Origin of the sequence: Achromobacter mucicolens (genome assembly GCF_902859725.1) — a bacterium.
GTDB classification, from domain to species: Bacteria; Pseudomonadota; Gammaproteobacteria; order Burkholderiales; family Burkholderiaceae_B; genus Achromobacter; species Achromobacter mucicolens.
This window is the reverse complement of record NZ_CADIJP010000013.1, coordinates 1-20,419: the sequence shown is the minus strand read 5'-3', so window position 1 is coordinate 20,419 and position 20,419 is coordinate 1. Positions and strand designations below refer to the sequence as shown.

At 64.7% G+C, this 20,419-nt stretch carries 19 protein-coding genes; 6 read left to right on the top strand and 13 right to left on the bottom strand.

Annotated features, from left to right (window positions below):
- Positions 1-49 precede the first annotated feature (49 nt).
- Positions 50-1,456, bottom strand: coding sequence for an aminotransferase-like domain-containing protein (locus HV786_RS17395; RefSeq protein WP_128829768.1), 1,407 nt, complete (start codon positions 1,454-1,456; stop codon positions 50-52).
- A 204-nt stretch (positions 1,457-1,660) separates the two neighbouring features.
- Here HV786_RS17395 and HV786_RS17390 point away from each other — a divergent pair, with 204 nt between their 5' ends.
- Positions 1,661-1,825 carry a hypothetical protein gene (locus HV786_RS17390; protein WP_172802189.1) on the top strand — a complete coding sequence of 55 codons (165 nt, stop codon included), beginning with the start codon at positions 1,661-1,663 and terminating at the stop codon, positions 1,823-1,825.
- Positions 1,826-1,938: 113 nt separating this feature from the next.
- On the opposite strand, the gene HV786_RS17385 is transcribed toward HV786_RS17390, so the two are convergent.
- Positions 1,939-3,543 carry an MFS transporter gene (locus tag HV786_RS17385; RefSeq protein WP_128829767.1) on the bottom strand — a complete coding sequence of 535 codons (1,605 nt, stop codon included), beginning with the start codon at positions 3,541-3,543 and terminating at the stop codon, positions 1,939-1,941.
- Positions 3,544-3,609: 66 nt separating this feature from the next.
- On the bottom strand, positions 3,610-4,314 hold the full coding sequence (locus HV786_RS17380) for a hydrolase (protein WP_056320255.1): 705 nt from the start codon (positions 4,312-4,314) through the stop codon (positions 3,610-3,612).
- Between the two features lie 278 nt (positions 4,315-4,592).
- Between HV786_RS17380 and HV786_RS17375 the strand changes: the two genes are divergently transcribed.
- Positions 4,593-5,657, top strand: a complete 1,065-nt coding sequence (locus HV786_RS17375) for an RDD family protein (protein WP_128829766.1) — start codon at positions 4,593-4,595, stop codon at positions 5,655-5,657.
- 29 nt (positions 5,658-5,686) lie between these two features.
- Positions 5,687-7,222, top strand: a complete 1,536-nt coding sequence (locus tag HV786_RS17370; protein WP_128829765.1) for a tetratricopeptide repeat protein — start codon at positions 5,687-5,689, stop codon at positions 7,220-7,222.
- A gap of 209 nt (positions 7,223-7,431) precedes the next feature.
- Here HV786_RS17370 and HV786_RS17365 read toward each other — a convergent pair whose 3' ends face one another.
- On the bottom strand, positions 7,432-8,331 hold the full coding sequence (locus HV786_RS17365; protein WP_128829764.1) for a LysR family transcriptional regulator: 900 nt from the start codon (positions 8,329-8,331) through the stop codon (positions 7,432-7,434).
- Positions 8,332-8,459: 128 nt separating this feature from the next.
- On the opposite strand from HV786_RS17365, the gene HV786_RS17360 reads away from it, so the two are divergent.
- Positions 8,460-9,212 (top strand): SDR family oxidoreductase, encoded by a 753-nt coding sequence (locus tag HV786_RS17360; RefSeq protein ID WP_128829763.1) that lies wholly within the window; start codon positions 8,460-8,462, stop codon positions 9,210-9,212.
- Positions 9,213-9,686: 474 nt separating this feature from the next.
- Here HV786_RS17360 and HV786_RS27470 read toward each other — a convergent pair whose 3' ends face one another.
- On the bottom strand, positions 9,687-9,815 hold the full coding sequence (locus tag HV786_RS27470) for a hypothetical protein (protein WP_256387897.1): 129 nt from the start codon (positions 9,813-9,815) through the stop codon (positions 9,687-9,689).
- 79 nt (positions 9,816-9,894) lie between these two features.
- On the bottom strand, positions 9,895-10,464 hold the full coding sequence (locus tag HV786_RS17355; protein WP_128829762.1) for a TetR/AcrR family transcriptional regulator: 570 nt from the start codon (positions 10,462-10,464) through the stop codon (positions 9,895-9,897).
- Between the two features lie 117 nt (positions 10,465-10,581).
- Between HV786_RS17355 and HV786_RS17350 the strand changes: the two genes are divergently transcribed.
- The gene (locus tag HV786_RS17350) at positions 10,582-11,049 is read left to right on the top strand and encodes a nuclear transport factor 2 family protein (protein WP_128829761.1); all 468 of its coding nucleotides are present in this window, start codon (positions 10,582-10,584) and stop codon (positions 11,047-11,049) included.
- 215 nt (positions 11,050-11,264) lie between these two features.
- On the opposite strand, the gene glmS is transcribed toward HV786_RS17350, so the two are convergent.
- Complete coding sequence (gene glmS / locus HV786_RS17345; protein WP_056320281.1) at positions 11,265-13,097, bottom strand: glutamine--fructose-6-phosphate transaminase (isomerizing); 1,833 nt, start codon at positions 13,095-13,097, stop codon at positions 11,265-11,267.
- A gap of 150 nt (positions 13,098-13,247) precedes the next feature.
- Between glmS and HV786_RS17340 the strand changes: the two genes are divergently transcribed.
- Positions 13,248-13,736, top strand: a complete 489-nt coding sequence (locus tag HV786_RS17340) for an Lrp/AsnC family transcriptional regulator (protein ID WP_128829760.1) — start codon at positions 13,248-13,250, stop codon at positions 13,734-13,736.
- Positions 13,737-13,763: 27 nt separating this feature from the next.
- Here the strand turns inward: HV786_RS17340 and HV786_RS17335 are convergent, their stop codons facing one another.
- From HV786_RS17335 to HV786_RS17310, 6 genes are all read right to left on the bottom strand, one after another.
- Entirely contained in the window at positions 13,764-14,822 is a 1,059-nt protein-coding gene (locus tag HV786_RS17335) for a glycosyltransferase family 4 protein (RefSeq protein WP_128829759.1), read from the bottom strand.
- Positions 14,819-16,141 (bottom strand): UDP-glucose dehydrogenase family protein, encoded by a 1,323-nt coding sequence (locus HV786_RS17330; protein ID WP_128829758.1) that lies wholly within the window; start codon positions 16,139-16,141, stop codon positions 14,819-14,821. Before HV786_RS17330 ends, HV786_RS17335 begins: the two co-directional genes overlap by 4 nt.
- A gap of 129 nt (positions 16,142-16,270) precedes the next feature.
- Positions 16,271-17,659 (bottom strand): MFS transporter, encoded by a 1,389-nt coding sequence (locus tag HV786_RS17325; protein ID WP_254599489.1) that lies wholly within the window; start codon positions 17,657-17,659, stop codon positions 16,271-16,273.
- Positions 17,656-19,029: a bifunctional UDP-N-acetylglucosamine diphosphorylase/glucosamine-1-phosphate N-acetyltransferase GlmU gene (gene glmU / locus HV786_RS17320; protein ID WP_128829757.1), complete on the bottom strand. Its 1,374-nt coding sequence runs from the start codon at positions 19,027-19,029 to the stop codon at positions 17,656-17,658. Before glmU ends, HV786_RS17325 begins: the two co-directional genes overlap by 4 nt.
- Before the next feature lie 69 nt (positions 19,030-19,098).
- A complete protein-coding gene (locus HV786_RS17315) occupies positions 19,099-19,923 on the bottom strand; it encodes a PhaM family polyhydroxyalkanoate granule multifunctional regulatory protein (RefSeq protein WP_175211360.1) in 825 nt (274 codons plus the stop codon).
- 44 nt (positions 19,924-19,967) lie between these two features.
- Positions 19,968-20,419 (bottom strand): outer membrane lipoprotein (locus tag HV786_RS17310; protein ID WP_175211358.1); only part of this gene is annotated, 452 nt, incomplete at its 5' end.

Genomic DNA, 20,419 nt, shown 5'->3' with positions numbered 1-20,419 from the left:
ATCGCCCGGCAATTCGATGTCGACGCGCGAGACCCGGCACGCATGCAAATCAAACGGGAGAATCCCGCCTCGCAGTATCGCCCTTGAGCAGCTCCGCCAACCGGGTCAGACCGTGCGTCAAACGCGTCCGGTCAATCGCTCCCCCCAACGACACCCGAAGCGCCAAGGGGCTGGATGCCCCCGTGGAAAATGACGCCGAATCAGTAACGCTCACCCCTTGCGCCAGCGCCGTCTGCTTGAGCCGGTAGCAGTCGATATGACGCGGCAATTCAAGCCAGAGGTGCAGCCCATTCGGGTCGGCATCAATCTTGCCCGGCAGGATCGACGCCGCGACGGCTTGGCGATGCTGCAGCTCGCTCCTGACCTGCGCCAGCCATTGAACGGCAGCGCCCGACTCGATCAACGTCGTCGCCATCTCCGTCATCCAGGGCGTGGGCATCAGCGCCAGCGAACGCAGGGCATCCAGCACAGGGCTCAACGGCTCGCCGGAAGGCACGACAAGGTAAGCAGTTCGAAGGCCGGGCGCGATGCATTTGGACAGCGTCGACACGTAGTACACCGGCGCCGCAGACGTGTTGGCCGCCAGAGAAAACATCGTGCTTGGCGCATGGTCGGCCAACAGCCAGTACGGATCATCTTCAATGACCGGCAGCGCATGTTTCGCCGCGACACGCAGCAATGCCGTTCGACGTTCCGTGGACAGCGTGATCGCGGTCGGGTTCTGAATCGTCGGATTCAAATACAGCATGGCGGGACGATGTCGTTCGCACACGCGTTCGAGGTCGGCGGGGTCCATGCCGAATTCATCTGACTTCACGCCAACGGCCGAACGCTGGAGCAGGCGGGCCGCGGCCAGAAAGCCCGGGTAAGTCAATGCATCGCACGCAATGGCGTCGCCCGATTGGCTCTTGGACAGCAGCAGCGCCGCGATCGCGGTTTGCGCGCCCGGGCAGACCACGATCCGCTCGATATCCGTGTCGCCCGTCATCGGCTGCAGCCACGTCGCGGCTACCGCACGATGCCGGTTGGCGCCGGCGCCCACGTGGTAACTCATCAGATCCGTTGCGCTTGCGGCTGCCTGGGTGGCGACGCTGCCTTGCGCAAGCAGGTCTGCAAACGCTGCACTGCCAAGCAATGGCGGGATGTTCATGCCCAGATCGATCGTCCCGCCCGCCTCCAATCCCGAATAGGACACATACGTCCCGCCGGCGCCCTGCGCTTCCAGGATCCCCTTCTGGCGCACTTCCGTGTACGCGCGCGTGACGGTCGTCAGGTCGACACCCAAGGTCTGGGCCAGTTCGCGCTGCGGGGGCAGCCGGTCGCCGGGCCGAAGGACACCGTCCTCCACCGCTGTCTCGATTTGCGTGGCGATCTGCTGGTACCGGGAGCCCGAGCCCGCGGTCAGGGGCCGCACCCACGACGTGTTGGCTTTTTTCAGGCGACGCGAGAGAGCCATGGCTTTTCTTTATGTATGGGTTTTGTGCCGCTTCCGGCGAGAGGGAATGCAGTCGGGGCCGGACGATTCAACTTCTTGTATGGATTTTCGCGGTAGAATTTGCGAACTTGTATGGATTATAGCGCTCGCTCTGCGCGCTCCTGGCCTTGTTGGGCATCGCCGGGGAGTCCACGAAGCTGCTGAAGGCAGCGTTTTGAGGCAATGATGAATTTCTGGATCCCCGTCGTCTTCGGTACGTTCAAGCTCGCCATTTTGGGCGTGTGCATGTTCCTCGCCATCAAGTCTCATCGCGAAGGCGCCAGAAAGGAGCGGGAGAAAAAAGAGCTGGAACGCCTTGAAAGTCTCAAGGCGCTGGCGCCGGAACGTTGAGCGGATCAGCGCGGAACTGCCTGTCCGTCCCACGCAAAGACGGATGAAGCCCAGGGCTGCATCCAAGCACGAAAGAATGCGGCTCGCGTGAGCCGCATCCGATAACGAGACAATTAAGACAGCTGCGGCGCCACGAAGTGGGACACCTTCGGCGGCGCGTCGCCGATGTGGAAACCGCGCACTTCGGCCTGCTGGTCCGCGTCGGCGTGGGTCACACGCTCATGCTGGCGCAGGTGCTCGAGCCACGAGGTCACCAGGAAGTACTCCTGGTAGCGGCCGGGTTGGGCGGCGTCTTCGAAGATCCCCCAGGCGTAGGCCCCATCGCGGCGGCGCTCCGCGCCGACGTGCTGCATGGCCTGCACGAAGTCGGCGCTGCGCGCCGGGTCGATCAGGTATTCCACGGTGATCATCACCGGGCCGCGATCATGCGACACCTCTTGATCGATCAGGGGCTCGGGCCAATGCATCGACGGCGCAAGATCCAGGTCCGCGCCCAGCTGCAATTTGGCCTTGCGGGTCAGCAGCATCGCAATCACCGAACCGGCGGCGGCGATCAGCAGCGCGGCGGGCACACCGGCACGCACCGCCGTCTGACCCCAGATCATGCTGCCGGCGGTCATCGAGCCAAAGAACACCGTCACGAAGATCGCCAGGCCACGAGCACGCACCCAGTCCGGCAGGGCAACCTGCGCCGAGACGTTGAGCGAAGTCAGCACCATGATCCACGAGGCGCCCGCCAGGAAGCTGAACGCACCGGCCACCACGGGATGCGGCACCACCGCAAACACCACCAGCGTGAACGCGGTTCCCAGCGTGCCGGCCATGACGCTGCGGTCAGGCCCCAGCTTCTTGCGCAGCGGCGGCAGCACCATCGCGCCTATCACCGCTCCGGCGCCGACGCAGCCCAGAATGATGCCGTAGAGCAAGGCGCCGCCCTGCAGCACCTGACGCACGATCACCGGCAGCAACGCCCAATAGGCGCTGGCAAACAGGAAGAACGCGACGGCGCGGACCAGCGTGGACTTGAGCGGCTTGCTGTGCAGCGCAAAGCGCACGCCGGCACGCATGGCATGAAACAGCTGCTCGCGGGGCAGGCGCTTCTCGGCGGCGGCGGGCGGCTTCCACCAGATCAGCGCGGCCACGACCACGATGAAGCTGACCGCATTGACGAAGAACGGAATGGCCACGCCGATGCTGGTGATCAGCACGCCGGCCAGCGCCGGACCAATGGCGCGGCTGACGTTGATACCCACGCTGTTGGTGGCGATGGCCTGCTGCAGCGACGGACGCGGCACCAGGCTGGGGACGATGGCCTGCCAGGCCGGCGCCGACAGCGCCGTGCCAATGCCCATCAGCAACGTGAAGCCCAGCAGCACCCACGGCGTCGTCAGGCCAAACCACACCACCAGCCCCAGCGCCAGCGCAATGACGCCCATCGCGATCTGCACCATCAGCAGCAGCTTGCGGCGGTCCATGGTGTCGGCGAGCGCACCGGCCAGGAGCGACAGCAGAAAAACCGGCAGCGCGCCCGCCGTCTGCACCAGCGCCACAAACATCGGCGACGGCGACAACGACGTCATGAGCCAACCGGCGCCCACGTCGTGCATCCAGGTGCCAATGTTGGACAGCACGGTGGCGATCCAGATCACGGAGAAGGCGGAGTAGGCGAAAGGCGAGGACGGCGAGGCGTCGGCGGGGCGGGTGTCGGCGGTCGTCATGGAAGGCTCCGGGCTGCCAGGCGGTATGGAAAAAAAAGCCCGCGGCATTGGCCGCGGGCCTGGGATTCAGCGAGCGGTAACCGGCGCCGCGACGGGCGCGATCGCCTCGTGTGCGGTCTGCGTGCGCTGACCGGCCTTGTGCACCATCGTGTAGGCGTAATCCACGCCCATGCCGTACGCGCCCGAGTGTTCCTTGACGATTTCCATCACGGCATCATACGAGTCACGGCGGGCCCAGTCACGCTGCCACTCCAGCAGCACCTGCTGCCAGGTGACCGGCACAACGCCGGCCTGGATCATGCGTTGCATGGCCATGTCGTGCGCTTCCTTGGACGTGCCGCCGGAAGCGTCGGACACCATGTAGATCTCGTACTCGCCTTCCAGCATCGCGCTCAGGGCGAAGGTGGTGTTGCACACTTCGGTCCAGAGACCGGCCACGATCACCTTCTTGCGGCCATTGGCGGCCAGCTGATCGCGCACCTTCTGATCATCCCAGGAGTTCATCGAGGTGCGTTCCAGCACTTTCTTTTCCGGGAAGACATCGAGCAATTCCGGATAGGTGTAGCCGGAGAACGATTCGGTCTCGACGGTGGTGATGATGGTCGGAATGTCGAACGCCTTGGCCCCCTTGGCCAGCCCCACGACGTTGTTCTTCAGCGTCTGGCGGTCGATCGACTGCACGCCGAAGGCCATTTGCGGCTGGTGATCGATGAAGATGATCTGGCTGTTTTCGGGGGTCAGCACTTCGAGCTTGGCGGTGGTGTGGGTCATGTCAGTGTCCTTGGAGAGGTAGGTTTGGGGTGTTGCTTGCAGCGCGTCGCTGCCATGACCAGAACTATATTCGGCAGGACAATCTGTCGGTAGATGGCGATTTTTGGCTTCAGCGTTCTTTTTTTGGAACGATGGTCAATTACGGAAAAATCATTCCGAAGGGGCGCGCCCGCCAGATCACGTTGTATGGCCGATAGCGCCACCAGAATCGGGGCCGCATGGGTATCATCCGCAGTCCTGCCGCTCAGACCGGCTTCAGCACACCAGCCTCCGATCCCATGCAATGCCCTCGCTGCAACTGGCAGAATCCGGCCGCCAACAAGCTGTGCTTCAGCTGCAAAGCCCCCCTGCCGATCACTTCCCAAGAGGCGACCGCCCAGCGCTCCAGCCCACGCGGCGACGCCCCCGTCTTTCCCAGCATCTGGGCCCGGCTGGCCGCCACGGCGTTCGACGTCGTCGTCATGGCGGCGGGGACGGTCGGCTTGTCCATGGCCGCTTCTTACACCTACCAAGGCCTGACGGGCGCAGACGCACCCGTGCTGCTGGCAATGGCTGGCGGGCTACTGGGCTTGTTGCTGCCCGCCTTCATGGACGCCTGGGGCAATGGTTCGCCCGGCAAGCGTCTCTTGAAGCAGCGAGTGGTGACGCGCAAGGGCTGCTCGCCTGGACTGCCGCGCTCGATCTGGCGGCATACCCTGAAGTACTCGCTGAATGTGGTATTACCCGGCATCTTCCACCATATACAGCAGTCTATTTTTGGCGAGCGCGCCATGCACAACGCCCTCGCCGGCACTCACGTGGTATCTAGCCAGGCCAATCCGCGGGCCGTGCTGCCCGCGCTGGCTCGGGTTCGCGCTGTCACAGGCGCGGGCCGCATGCTGTTCATCGTGTTCGGCATGGGGGGGCTGGTCCTGGCCGGCATGGTGATCGCAGTAGTCGCCCTGGAGAAGGATGACGGAGACAATCCGCTGCGCGCCAACGTCATACACCTGGATCTCGTGTCGGATCCCGTGCGCCTGCTCGCGGAAAGTCACTACCAGCGCACCAAAACGTTTGCGCCCGACATCGCCGCGCTCGGCGTGACGCTTGAATCGCTGCGAACCAGCGGCTTCAGCAACCTTGAGATGAATCCCGTCAACGGGGTGCTGCGCTTTACCATCGCGGGCGATCCGGGCACGGCGGACTCACCGTCGCTGGGCGGCAAGCACCTGATCTATCTGCCCGAGCTGAGATCCGAAAAGAAAGGCGGCGGCGTGCGCCGTTGGCAGTGCGGCAGCGACGACATCCCGCGCGAAGACCGCCCCTACCGTTGCCGTCACGACGCCGGCGCCCTGGCGCGCTAATCCAACCTTCCGAGTAGAGAACCCTGCGCATGTCCAGCCTGATCGAATCCATCCACCGCGCTGATGACGGCGGCGACCTTGCCCAAATGCTTGCCTTGTGCGAGCAAGGACTGCGCGAACAGCCAGATCTCGCCGTCATGTGGGCATTGCGCGCCCGCTACCACGACCAGCGCGGCGCGAACGCACAGCGTGACTCAGACCTGGACCGCGCGTTGGCGCTGGATCCGCACTGCAGCGACGCCATTCGCTTGCGAGTCACTGCGCTCTACGATGCGGGCCAACAGCAGCACGCTTGGCACATGCTGCGCGAGGCCAAGACACGCGCGCCGTCGCACTTCGGATTGCTGCTGGCCGAGGGCTACCTGTTGATCAACGACGGTCGACTGGACGACGCCATTGCAAGCTGGACCCGCGCCTCGCAACTGCGCCCATTTGCCGCGGCGCCGCATTGCTATATCGGATCGAACCTGCACAACGCAGGCCGCTACCAGGACGCGCTGCCCTACCATCAGCGCGCCGTCGCGCTGGCGCCCAACAACGGTGGCTTTCTCTACGACGCCGGCAACAACTACCGCCGTCTGGGTGACCTGAACAACGCCATCGCGATGTTCGACCGCGCCCGCGCCATCCTGGGCGAGAAGAACGCTATCCAGCACAATCGCGCCTCGTGCCTCCAGGCGCTCGGACGCCATGAAGACGCGGTGGAGGAATGGACCAGCCTGCTGCGCCGCGAACCCGACTGGGACTGGCCCCTCGAGGGCAAGGCGCGCTCCCTGCACCGCCTGGGCCGGGCTGACGAGGCGGCGCCGCTATGGCGGCGCCTGGACGCACTCTCGGACAGCGGCTGGGAAGGCCGCAAGGAGCAAGCCCGCGAGTATGTGCGCAGCGGCGACCCTGAGTTGGCGGAAGCGGCGTTGCTGGGCCTGGACCCGCTGTCCAGCGGTGACGCCCAGCTGCTGTTCATCGCCGGCAATGCGCAGCGCGACCAGCGCCGCTGGGAAGCAGCGCTGACCTATTACCTTCGCGGCTACGAACTCGCGCCCGACAACGACTTCCTGCCCGGCAACGCCGCCGACATGCTGAACAGGCTGGAGCGCCACGAAGAGGCCTTGCCCTTGTCCGAGGTCGCGATCTCGCTGGATCCCGACTGGCTGAAGTGGCGCCGCGCACGCATCGAGGCCCTGACCCACCTGGGGCGCGCATCCGAGGCCGTGGCCGACGCGGACCAGGCGATGGCGCACTGGCCCGAGAGCGGCCCCCTGCACGCCGAACGCGTCAATGCCCTGATCGCCGCCAACCGATACGAGGAAGCGCTTGCCGCCTGCGACCGCCTTATTGCGCTGGATCCCGACTACCGAAGCTGGGCGCTGTTCTCACGCGGGGAAACCTACGGCCACATGAAGCGCCATGCTGAATCGGCGCTGGCATTCCGCCAAGCGGCCGCCTCGTACCAACAGAACGGCAAGCCTCAGTTCCAGGAGCTGTCGATGCAGAATGCGCTGGCTGCCGAACAGGCCGCGGCCGCGCCGCGTGGCCTCCTCAGCCGCCTGTTCGGCCGCAAATAGGTGTTGAAATTCATCGCTTCCCAAGTTGAATCTACGCCAACCTTTCGAAGGCGACGACGCATCGGAACGAATGGAATCCGTGCTCTCAAACAACCATCGACTGCTGCGCAAAGCTCCCCGCCATCGCGCCTTGCCATGCTGCCGCGGTGACTGAATGCATGGCGGGGTTGGCAAGGCTATATCTGCGCTGATGCCCCCAAGCACCTCATCTAGGGTGAAGCCGGGGAGTTAAATGCGGGAATTTGTGAAAACACTTCCGCAATGAAATCCATGAACACGATCGCACGAGTCGGCAGCAACCTGCTCGCCACATAGACGATCTGTACAGGAACAGAGGGTGGAACGTGCGCGGTAAGAATGCGTCGAAGGCGTCCGTTCTTGAGCCCGTCCTCGAACAGCCAAGCCGGACCGTGCGCAATCCCAAGACCTCCAACGGCCGCCGCGCTGGCCGCGGATGGAGAATTCACTTTTATCCTGCCAGATACGGGAATGTCCACGTCGCGCAGTCGCCACGTCGCGCCGGACGATAGCAGCGTGTAAATCACGCAGTCGTGATTGCGCAGGTCGTCTGGCGTTTCCGGAACGCCGCGTCTGGCCAGATAGTCCTCGCTGGCCACGAAGACGCGTTCGTACGAGCCTATGGGTCTGGCGCGCAACGCGCTGTCTTGCAGGTGTCCGATCCGGATAGCCAGTTCGCTCCCTTCATCGACAAGATCCACATAACGATCATTGAGTTGCAGATCCAACGTCAGCCCCGGATACCGCTGAAGGAATGCCGGCACGTGGGGCATGACGAAAGCATGGCCGAGCGCGGTCGGGCACGCGACGCGTAAAAGTCCTGAAGGCTCCGTGCCACTCCGGAACGAGGATTCGGATTCGTCCACCGCATCCAGGATTCGCCGAATGTCGGCGTAGTAGCGTTCTCCTTCCGGCGTAAGAGACAGCTTGCGTGTGGAGCGGTGAAGCAGCCTTGCCTGCAGGTGATCTTCCAACGCCGCCACATATCGGCTCACATTGGGTTGGCCCAGACCGAGATCGCGTCCGGCAGCAGAGAAGCTTCCCGTCTCCACTGCGCGTGCAAAGCAGTTCATCAATAGAAAGCGATCCATACGTCCATCCTGCGATTCATGCTTTTATTGCATGAACCGTATTCAAAACAGCCATCTTATCGAAAATTCGGCATGAACCTACATTGCTTCTTGTGGACCGGTTGTGGTCAATATTCAAGGAGAAAGGTATGTCGCGCTTGCACGGTAAACGTACGCTCATCACGGGCGGCACCAGTGGTATTGGCCTGGAAACGGCCAAGCAGTTCCTGGCCGAAGGCGCTCGCGTCATCGTCACAGGCGTCAACCCCGATTCGATCACCAGGGCGCAGGCCGAGCTCGGATCGGACGTGCCGGTGCTGCGCGCGGACTCGGCCAGCGTCGCCGCCCAGAAGGAACTGGCACAGGCCGTCAAGGACCACTATGGCCAACTCGACGTGGCTTTTCTGAACGCCGGGGTTTCAGTCTGGTTGCCGATCGAGGAATGGTCGGAAGAGATGTTCGATCGTTCGTTCGACATCAACGTCAAGGGGCCGTACTTTCTGATGCAGGCCCTGCTGCCGGTGCTCGCAAACCCCGCCTCGGTCGTGCTCACCACGTCGGTAAGCGCGCATGCCGGGTCGGACCGCTCGTCCGTGTACGCCGCCACAAAAGCCGCGTTCCTGAACATGTCGAAAACGCTATCCACCGAACTGCTGGCACGCGGCATCCGGGTCAACGCGGTGAGCCCAGGACCCGTGGAGACGCCCCTCTACGACAAGCTTGGCATTCCCGCCGCCTACCGAGAGCAGGTCAACAAAGAGATTGCCGCGACCATTCCGCTTGGCCGGTTCGGCACCGCCAAGGAGGTCGCCAAGGCCGTCCTTTATCTCGCTTCCGATGAGTCGCAGTGGACAGTCGGGTCGGAAATCGTTCTGGACGGTGGACGCTTGCTTAACCGCTGAAACCGCCGCGCACGCAGCCCCTTTTGAGATCAGACATTGCGAGCGGGACGCGGCTATTGCGCCCGCTTCGCAATGCAGACACGGCCGGCATGCACCTGAATCCCGCCTATCCAACCAGGAGGGCGTGACAGAACGCCTTCCTGCGCTGATCGAATGCAAGGCCGCCCGTCTCTGGCTATCGCCAATGTTCGGGCCAGGAGCGCGAATACAACTGAGGGGTGAACGCTTCCACGGACGCTGTGGCGACGCCGGTTACCAGGAACGCATCTCCAGCCAGCAGGCGTGACAAGGCATCCCGATCCGCGCAATGAGCAATGACGAAGCCCCCATGCCATCTTCCGCCGATCCCGCGGCAATAATCTGCTGCGATGCGATGCCATCGAATAGCCACTGTCTATGCGATCAAGGTGAACGCCCAGGTTTTCCTTGGGCACCGTATAGGTCAACTTGACGATGAATATCATCTCGTCCGCCTCAGACGGTAAGCGCAAGCCGGACGATGTTGTCGATCTCCTCGCGCGCGCAGGCCATGGACTTGGCGCTCGCCTCCGTGCCGCGCGACATGTTTTCCGCACGCGCGGACTTGACGTCTGAAGTGCCCATGAATCCGAACGCCGCCTTGATTTAGGCCTCCTGGAATGAGAAAGCCATTCGCGGCAACCCACATACGCCTTTGCCGGCGTCAGTCATCCAGAACGCAGTGCGAGAGACTCCGCATGGCATCGATGGCGCGTTCGGTGGATTCGCCCATCTGGGCGTGCACGATGGCGCCGTCGATGGCGACCGTGAGGGGGCCGCCCAGGGAATGGCCAGGGCTTTCGAAGATCTCGTCCAGACATCTCGCGACGTCGTGCTTGTGCTCGCGCACGACCTTCAGTATCTCGGGATGCGTGGAGCCGAACTCGGCCGCGGCGTTCAAGAAGGCGCAACCGCGGAATTCCTCGCTATCGAACCAGTCGCGCAGCGTGAGCGCCAGCGAGTCGATCTGCGAGGCGCCGGCCGCCAGGTTGGACGCCAGACTCTCTCGAAACCACCGCATCCAGCGTTCGTGGCGGAACTCAAGATAGGCCATCACCAGCAATTCCTTGCTCGGATAGTGCCGATAGAACGTCACCTTGGTGACAGCGGCGGCTTCGATGATCTTGTCGACCCCGGTGGCGCGGATGCCCTGGCCGTAAAACAAGGCATGGGCCGCATGCAGGATGCGTTCACGGGGCGAGAGCGTATCGACGGGAGGAGTGTTGCGTGTCATGCCGCATTGTAGACAGATCGGTCCACCCCCTGCAATCAGTAGTAGACAGGTCGTTCCACTTGCATTAATCTGCGTATGTAGACAGATCGTTCTACTCTATTCTGCCCAGGAGCAATCATGGAAACTCGCCCCCCGCTGCCGCCGTTCACCAAGGAAACCGCCATTCAGAAGGTACGGCTCGCCGAAGATGGTTGGAACACGCGCGATGCCGCGAAAGTCGCGCTGGCCTATACGCTGGATACCAAATGGCGCAATCGCGCCGAATTCGCCAACAACCGGGCAGAAGCCCAGGGCTTTCTGGATCGGAAGTGGAAGAAGGAACTCGACTACCGGCTCATCAAGGAGCTCTGGGCACACGATGGCAACCGGATCGCCGTGCGTTACGCCTACGAGTGGCACGACGACGCGGGCAACTGGTTCCGCTCGTACGGCAACGAGAACTGGGAGTTCATGCCTGATGGATTGATGCACCGCCGCTACGCCTGCATCAACGACATGCCGATCAAGGAATCGGAGCGAAAATTCCATTGGCCGCTCGGCCGCCGGCCCGACGATCATCCTGGCCTGTCGGAACTCGGCCTCTGAACGACCGCAAGAATGGTGAGCCGGAGCGTCCAGTCCGTATCGGCTTGGCCTACGCTCCCGATTTCGCCTTATAACGCTGCCAAGCGCGCGGTCGTGCAACAGCTGGCGCACGCCAAGCTTTCAATCACGCGCATTTGTCGTGAACAAGGGCCGCTCGCGCGGCCCTTGCACATGTAAAAAGCGAAACGCAAGAACGGAATAAATCCGCTACCGCGTCACTCCACCGTCACGCTCTTTGCCAGATTCCGCGGCTTATCCACATCCGTACCGCGCGCGCATGCCGTGTGATACGACAGCAGTTGCAGCGGCACCGTATGCAGAATCGGCGACAGCTTGCCGTAGTGTTCCGGCATGCGGATCACGTGCATGCCTTCGGCGCTCTGGATCTTGCTGTCGGCGTCGGCAAACACATACAGCTCGCCGCCGCGCGCGCGCACTTCCTGCATGTTGGACTTCAGCTTTTCCAGCAGCTCGTCCTTGGGTGCGATGGTGACGACCGGCATGTGCTCGGTGACCAGCGCCAGCGGGCCGTGCTTCAGTTCACCCGCCGGGTAGGCTTCGGCGTGGATGTAGCTGATTTCCTTGAGCTTGAGCGCGCCTTCCAGGGCGATCGGGTAGTGCATGCCGCGGCCCAGGAACAGGGCATTTTCCTTCGAGGCAAAGCGGTCGGCCCACGCCATGATCTGGGGCTCCAGCGCCAGCACCGAGCCGATGGCGGACGGCAGGTGGCGCAGCGCCTTCAGGTGCTCGGCTTCCTGCTCTTCCGTGAGCTTGCCGCGCGTTTGCGCCAGCGCCAACGTCAGGAGGAACAGCGCGGTGAGCTGGGTAGTGAAGGCCTTGGTCGAAGCCACGCCGATTTCAACGCCGGCGCGCGTGATGTACGACAGCTTGCACTCGCGCACCATCGCGCTGGTGGACACGTTGCAGATGGTCAGCGTGTTTTCCATGCCCAGCGAGCGCGCGTGCTTCAGCGCGGCCAGCGTGTCGGCGGTCTCGCCGGACTGCGAGATCGTCACGACCAGCGAGCGCGGGTTCGGCACGCTGTCGCGGTAGCGGTATTCGCTGGCGATTTCGACGGCGACCGGGATCTTGGCGATCGATTCGATCCAGTACTTGGCGGTCAGGCCCGCGTAGTAGCTGGTGCCGCAGGCCAGGATCAGCAGGGAATCGACTTCCTTGAAGATCTTGTAGGCGTCGTCGCCGAAGAGTTCGGGCGTGATGGATTCGATATCTTGCAGGGTGTCGCCGACCGCGCGCGGCTGCTCGAAGATTTCCTTCTGCATGTAGTGGCGGTACGGGCCCAGTTCGGCGGCGCCCGTGTGCACGTGCACGGTGTGCACTTCGCGGTCGACGTTCTTGCCGGCGGCGTCCACAATCCAGACGCGCGACAGTTGCAGGTCGACGACGTCGCCGTCTTCCAGGTAGATGATCTGGTCGGTCGTGCCGGCCAGCGCCAGCGCGTCGGACGCCAGGAAGTTCTCGTTCTGGCCCACGCCCACCACCAGCGGCGAGCCCTGGCGCGCACCGACGACACGGTGCGGTTCGTCACGGCAGAACACGGCGATGGCGTATGCGCCATGCAAACGGCGCACGGCGTTCTGCACGGCTTCAAAGAGGTCGCCCGCGTACAGGTGGTTCACCAGGTGCGCGATGACTTCGGTGTCAGTCTGGCTTTCGAAGACGTAGCCGACGGCCTGCAGCTCGGCGCGCAGTTCGTCGTGGTTTTCGATGATGCCGTTGTGCACGAGCGCGATGCGCGGCTCGTCGTTGCCCAGATGCGAAAAGTGCGGGTGGGCGTTGTGCGTGGCGGGAACGCCGTGCGTGGCCCAGCGGGTGTGGGCGATGCCCGTGAAGCCTTGAACCTTGTCCTGCGCAACCTGATCGGCCAGTTCGGCGACGCGCTGCGTGCTGCGCGTGCGGCGCAGATGGCCGTCGGCGTAGACGGCGACACCGCAGGAGTCGTAGCCGCGGTATTCCAGGCGCTTCAGGCCTTCAACGAGGATCGGGGTGATGTCGCGCTGGGCGACGGCGCCAACAATGCCGCACATAGGAGTGACTCCGGGTAAGTTCAGTACCGACGCATTGTGCGCGAGTCATAAAGAAATTTGATTTCTTTATGTTCACTTATTTGGCAGTTAATTCCCTTACACAAATGTGATTAAATTATCTTTCGTCTGATCGACAGATTTGAATTAATCATGCAAAACACCCCGATTTCCCTGCCCGAACTCGATGATCTGGACCGGCGCATTCTTGAACAGTTACAAGAAGACAGCTCGCTGACCAACCAGGATCTGGCCGCGCGGGTGCACGCGTCGCCGCCGACCTGTCTGAGGCGGGTAAGGCGATTGCTGGAAGAAGGGGTGATCGACCGCCAGGTGGCGATCCTGTCGGCTGAGAAGCTGGGCAGCACGCTGACGGCAATCGTGGAGATCACGCTGGACGTGCAGGCCGCCGAAAGCCTGGACGCCTTCGAGCAAAGCATGGTGACCGAACCCGCGGTGCTGCAGTGCTATCGGGTGTCGCCCGGCCCGGATTTCGTGGTGATCGCGCAGGTAAAGGACATGCCGGCCTACCACGCGCTGGTGCATCGCGCCTTCACTGCACAAGCCAACGTGCGCAATGTGCGCACGTTTTTTTCGGTGCATCGGGCCAAGTTCGAGACGCGGATCGATGTGCGGGGGTGAGGGTTCGACAGCGGCAGCCGACGCTGCCTACCTGCGCCCCACCAGCCGCTCGAACTGCGCCAGATACCGGTTCCCCATCTTCTGCACGTCGTGTTCATTGCGCACGTACTCATAAGCACGTTCGGTGACCTCGTGCCGAAACGCCGCATCATCCAGGCAACGCGCCATGCCCGCCGCCATCGCCTGATGATCCCCCACGGCGCATAGCACGCCGCGGCCGTCGGCAAGGCTTTCCTTCAGGCCGCCGGCGTCGGTGGACACCACCGGCACGCGCTGCAGAAAGGCGTCCAGCACGCTGCTTCCCAGCGCTTCTTCCTCGGAGCTCATGACGAACACGTCGAGGATGCTGTAGAAGTCTTCCACGCCCTTGCGAAAGCCGGCAAAGCGGTAGACGTCTTCGATGCCGAGCTTGCCGGCTTCGTCCTTGGCCTGCTGTTCGCGGTCGCCGCCGGCGCCGAAATGCAGGAAGACAAAATCACGCCGCGTCTTGGCTAGTTCGCCGACGGCGCGCACCAGCGTGACCGGGTCCTTGTCCCGAATGAGCGCGGCAGAGGTCGCCATGACCTTCTTGCCTTCCAGATCGAACTCGCGCACCAGGTTGGCGACGTTCTCGGCGTTGATCTGATGAGGCTCGACCGCGCTGCGGATGATGACGGGTTCGATGCCCAGGCGGCGCGGCTCGCTGGCGGCCATCTCGCTGATGGCCACGAAGAGATCGGCGTGGCGCCACTTGTAGCCGGTCTTCCATTCGTCGCCCGGCTTGACCACGAACGACGTGCGGCGCGAGAACGCCACGGGCCGGCGGTGCAGCCATTTGGTCAGCACGGCCCAGGTGATGGTGTTGGCGGTCTGTGCGTGGATGATGTCGTAGCGGCCGGCGCCGGCCAGAAAGGCCAGCTGTCCGGGCACGTTGCGCACGGTGTGGGCGACGAATCCTTCCTGGCGGGCGCGCTCGGCCAGCGGCGCGCCTTCGCGGCACATCACTTCGACGTCATGGCCCGCCTTGCGAAAGGCGCGCATGCAGTACAGCGTCTGGCGCTCGCCGCCACGCCAGCCCTTTTCGAAGTTCAGTTGCAGGATCTTCATGCGCGGCCGATGCCCGAATACTCGAAGCCCAGGCTGCGCACGTCGGCCGGCGTGTAGAGATTGCGGCCGTCGATGATGAGCGGCGTCTTGAGCAGCGCCTTGACGCGATCGAAGTCGGGCGCGCGAAAGACCTTCCATTCGGTGGCGATGAGCAGCGCGTCCGCGCCGTCCAGCGCGTCGTACATGTCGGAGGCGAAGCTGACGCCTTGATGGCCGGCCAGCACGCGGCCGGCCTCGTGCATGGCCACCGGATCATAGGCGCGCACCTCGGCGCCGCGGCGCGTGAGTTCGGCGATGGCCGTCAGGCTGGGCGCTTCGCGCATGTCGTCGGTGTTGGGCTTGAAGGACAAGCCCCACAAGGCGATCTTGCGTCCGCGCAGGTCTTCGCCAAAGCGCGCCACCAGCTTTTCAGCCAGGCGGAACTTCTGCGCGTGGTTCGCGGCCTCGGCAGCCTCGATGACGCGCATCGGCAGGCCGTGTTCGGACGCGGTGTTGACCAGCGCCTGCACGTCCTTCGGAAAGCACGAGCCGCCATAGCCCGCGCCCGGGTACAGGAAGTGATAGCCGATGCGCGGGTCCGCGCCAATGCCGCGGCGCACCTGTTCGACGTCGGCGCCCAGCACTTCGGCCAGGTTCGCCATTTCGTTCATGAACGAAATGCGTGTGGCCAGCATGGCGTTGGCGGCGTACTTGGTCAGTTCGGCCGAGCGCACGTCCATCACCATCAGGCGGTCGTGGGTGCGCTGGAAGGGTTCATAGATGCGGCGCATGACGCCGATCGTGTAGTCATCGTCCGCGCCGACGATCACGCGGTCCGGACTCATGAAGTCGTTGATGGCCGCGCCTTCCTTCAGGAATTCCGGATTGGACGCCACCGTGAACGGGATGTCGACGCCGCGCTCGGCCAGTTCCTTGGCGACCACGGCGCGCACCTTGTCGGCCGTGCCGACGGGCACCGTGGACTTGTCCACGATCAGCTTGCGCGAGGTCATGTGGCGCGCGATGTTCTGCGCGGCGGCCAGCACGTACTTGAGATCGGCGGAACCGTCTTCGCCGGGCGGGGTGCCCACAGCGATGAACTGGACGTCGCCGAACGCGACGCTTTGCGCGATGTCATCGGTGAAATGCAGGCGCCCGGCCTGCACGTTACGGCGCACCAGGTCTTCAAGGCCCGGCTCGTAAATGGGAATGCCGCCCTGGCGCAGCAGCGCGATCTTGGCCGCATCCACGTCCAGGCACATGACATCGTTGCCCATGTCCGCCAGGCACGCTCCCGACACCAATCCTACGTAACCGGTACCCACGACCGTGATTTTCATGCCTGTGCGCCTTCAAAATAGGGAATCTTCGCGCCCGGAAAGTGAAACCGGGCGCCGGCCGCCATTATAGAAGCGGCCCGCACCCGGGGGTCCGGGCGGGGTTCGAGGGGTGTTGAACCGCTGCCGCCGCTAGGCCCGCAGCTTGTTGAAGCGGACGGTGTTGACCACCACGGCCAGCGCCGCGCACACCGTGCCCAGCACCAGGGCCAGCCCCGGCCCGTGGGCCGCGCTGACGCTGAACGCGATGGCCACCAGCGCGGTGCCAAAGCTCTGGCCAAACACCCGGGTCGTGGCCTGCAGGCCGCCCGCCGCGCCGCTGCGCATCCGGGGCGCTGCAGACAGCAGCGCGCGGTTGTTGGGCGTCTGGAAAAAGCCGAAGCCCACGCCCGCCACGAACATGCCGGCGATGACGGGCCAGTTTGACACCGTGGATGGCAGGAGCGCCAGCCACAGCATGCCCGCGACCATCGTCGCCGCGCCAATGCCGCTGAGCGTAGCGGCGGAGTAGCGGTCCGACAGGCGTCCGGCCAGCGGCGCGATGATGGCCGTGCCGACGGGCCATGCGCCCATCAGCATGCCCACTTCCAGATAGGGCCGGCCCAGCACCTGCTGGAAGTAGAACGGCAGCGACACATAGGACGCCATCTGCGCGGCGAAGGTGCAGGCCGATGCGCCCACGGCAAACGCCAGCGGGCGGATGCGCAGCAAGTCCACTGGCACCAGCGGCGCGGTCTGCTGGCTGGCGCGGCGCACCAGCACCAGCCCGGCCACCGTCGAGATCGCGACCAGGCCGATGCCCCGCAGCAGGTCCTCGCCCATCATGTCCACGCCTGAAATGAAGACGCCCAGCGTCGCCATGCAGAGCAGCGCGCTGATCCAGTCCAGCTTCACATCGTTGCGCGGCACTTCCGGCAGATGGCGCAGGCCAAACATGGCAAGCGCGCAGATCGGCAGGTTGACGGCGAAGATCCACGGCCACGGCGCCACGGACAGGATGGCCGAACCAATGGTGGGCCCGAGCACCGACATGACCGCCACCGTGGTGGCATTGATGCTGATGCCCCGGCCCAGCATCTTGAGCGGATAGATGTTGCGCACCAGGCCGCCGAACATGCACATGAGCGTGGCCGCCCCCAGCCCCTGGAACACGCGCGCGGCGGTCAATTGCCACAACGTGCCAGCAAGCGCGCAGCCCAGCGAGGCCAGCGTGAACAGCACCAGCCCGAACGTGAACATGCGGCGAAAGCCGATGCGCTCGGCCAGCGCGGACAGCGGCAAGAGCGCCATCACGACGGCAAGGTTGTAGGCGTTGACGATCCAGACTGCCTGCGCGGGCAGGGCGTTCAGATCCTTGGCGATCGTGGGCAGCGCCACGTTGGCGATGGTGGTGTCCAGCACCGACAGGCTGATGCCCGTCATCACGGTGGCCGCCGCCCAGTACCGGCGCGGCGCCGGCAGGCCGTCGGGGTGCGAGGGCCTGGCCCCACCCCCCGCGGCCGCTTCCTGATCCTGCGTCACGACTTCTTTACCGGGCGCTGCCATCCGTCAACGGTGACCTGCTTGGGACGCGACACGGTCAGCTTGTCGGCCGGCGCGTCACGCGTAAGGGTGGTGCCGGCGCCCAGCGTCGCGCCACGGCCCACGCGCACCGGCGCGACGAGCTGCGTGTCCGAGCCGATGAAGGCGTCGTCTTCGATGACGGTGCGGTGCTTGTTCACGCCGTCGTAGTTGCAGGTGATGGTGCCCGCGCCCACGTTCACGCGCGCGCCGATGTCCGCGTCGCCGATGTACGCAAGGTGGTTGGCCTTGCTGTCCGCGCCCAGCACGCTCTTCTTGATCTCGACGAAGTTGCCGACGTGGCTGCGGTCGCCCAGTTCAGCGCCGGGACGCAGGCGGGCATAGGGGCCCACGCGCGCATCGCGGCCGACTTCGGCCTGCTGCAGATGGCTGAAGGCCTCGATGTGCGTACCCGCGCCAACGCTGACGTCGCGCAGCACGCAGTGCGGGCCCACGCGCACGCCGTCAGCCAGGGACACCTGGCCTTCGAAGACGCAGCCCACGTCAATGAAGACATCGCGGCCGCAAGTGAGCGTGCCGCGCACGTCAAAGCGCGCCGGGTCGGCCAGGGTGACGCCCGCTTCAAGCTGGCGGCGGGCCTGCTCGGCTTGCCAGCGGCGCTCCAGTTCGGCCTGCTGCACGCGGCTGTTCACGCCCAGCGTTTCCCAGGCGGCGCCCGGCTGGGCCGCGCCCACGGGAATCTCGTCAACCACGGCCAGCCCGACCACGTCGGTCAGGTAGTACTCGCCCTGGGCGTTGTTGTTGTCGATGCGGGTGAGCCAGTTCTTCAGCTTCGCGGTGGGCGCGGTGAGGATGCCGGTATTCACTTCCTTAATCTCGCGCTCGGCTTGCGAGGCGTCCTTGTGTTCGACGATGCGGCACACGCTGCCCTTGGCGTCGCGCACGATGCGGCCATAACCGGTGGAATCGGCCAGCACTTCGGTCAGCACGGCGGCGCCCTGGCCGCGCGCGTCCAGAAGGCGCTTGAGCGTTTCCGGCGGCACCAGCGGCACGTCGCCGTACAGCACCAGCGTCACGTCGTCCTTGCCGTCGCCTTCCAGCAGTTGCGGCACGGCCTGCTGCACGGCGTGACCCGTGCCCTGCTGCGGCTGCTGCAGCACGAAGTGCAGATCCGGCTGGCCTTCGAATGCCTGCTTGACGCGATCGGCGCCATGGCCGACCACCACGACGATGCGCGCGGGATTCAGTTGGCGTGCGCTGTCCAGCACATGCGCCAGCATGGGTTTGCCGGCCAGCGTGTGCAGCACTTTGGGAAGGTCGGACTGCATGCGTTTACCCAGTCCGGCGGCAAGAATCACTACATTAAGCATAAGTTCCAGTAGGTTGAGAGACGGGCGGGCGGCCTGGCGGCGGCTCCGCGTGTCGATTGAAGGATGGGGTCAGGGCTTGCCGTCGGCAGGCCCGTTTTTCTTGGCTGTCTTGGCCGCTGGCTTGGCCGCTTTCTTGGCGGCGGCCGGCTTGCGTGCGGTGGCGGCGGGCTTGGCCGCGGGTTTGCCGGGCTTGGACTGCGGCTCGGCCGACGCCTTGGGATGCGAAGGTTCGGACTTGGCGCTGGCCGTGCCCGATGCGCCGGCGGGCATGGAGGCCGCGGTGGCGGCCGCGATCTGATTGAACTGCTGCTGCAGCAGCTCCCACCAGGCCTTGGAGGCCGACTGCGCCGCGGCGCCCATCTGCTCGCTCATGGCGGCTGCCGCATCCGGCCCGCCAGAGGCGTCTTCGCCTGGCGCCTTGGCGCCGGATTGTGCACCAGCGCTTTCCTTTTCATCTGCCGCCGCGGCATGGCCGGACGGCGCGGACGCCGCAGCCTTGGGCGCGGGCTTCAAGCCCAGCGCGACTTCCAGCGGCGACGGCGCGCCGGCGTCGGGGCTTGCTCCCATGTCCATGCGCGAGGCGCTGTCCACGAAGGCGCGCAGGGTGCTGATGGTGGAGCGTTGCACCTCCATGCCCTGGATGGTGCTGGAGAGCATGCTCAGGTTCATGCGCAGCCAGTTTTCCACCGAGCGCAGTTCGGCGATGCGGCGGTCCAGGTCTTCGAGATTCATGGGCGGCGCCATGGGCAGGCTGCTGGCAAGGCCGCCGGGGCCAGTCAGGCCCGCCCACGCCTGGCGCATCATCTCCATGCTGGCCAGAAGCGGATTACCCGAGAGATCGGAATTCTGGCCCATGCCGGGCAGGACGAACGGGTTGTTGAATTGGTCGCTCATTCCAGATCTCTCCATAGTCGGATGCTTGCCGCCGTCGGCCGGGATCAACCGGGCAGCAATTGATTGTTCTCCACGCGCACGTGGTCGCCGGAGGCAAACGAGAACGGCTGCGCGCTGCGGAACTGGCGCTTGCTGCCGTCATTCATGCGGACCGTGAGCTCATAGTGCGTCACTGTTTGTTGCTGTCTGATATTACGCTCAACTTCACGGCCTGCCAAAGCGCCGCCGACCGCGCCCAGCACCGTCAGCGCGGTCTTGCCGTTGCCTCCACCAAACTGATTACCCACAACGCCACCGGCCACGCCGCCCGCGATGGTGCCGACCAGATGGTTGCTGTCATCCTTGGCGGGCACCTGCACCTGGCGAATGGTCTCGACCACGCCGCAGGTGGCGCACGCCTGCTGCGCGGGCGCGGCGGCGGGACGGGGGGACGGGGCGGCCTGCGCTTGCTGCGCGTCACGCATCTGGCCGGCGGGCCGGCCCGCGCCGGGCGGCT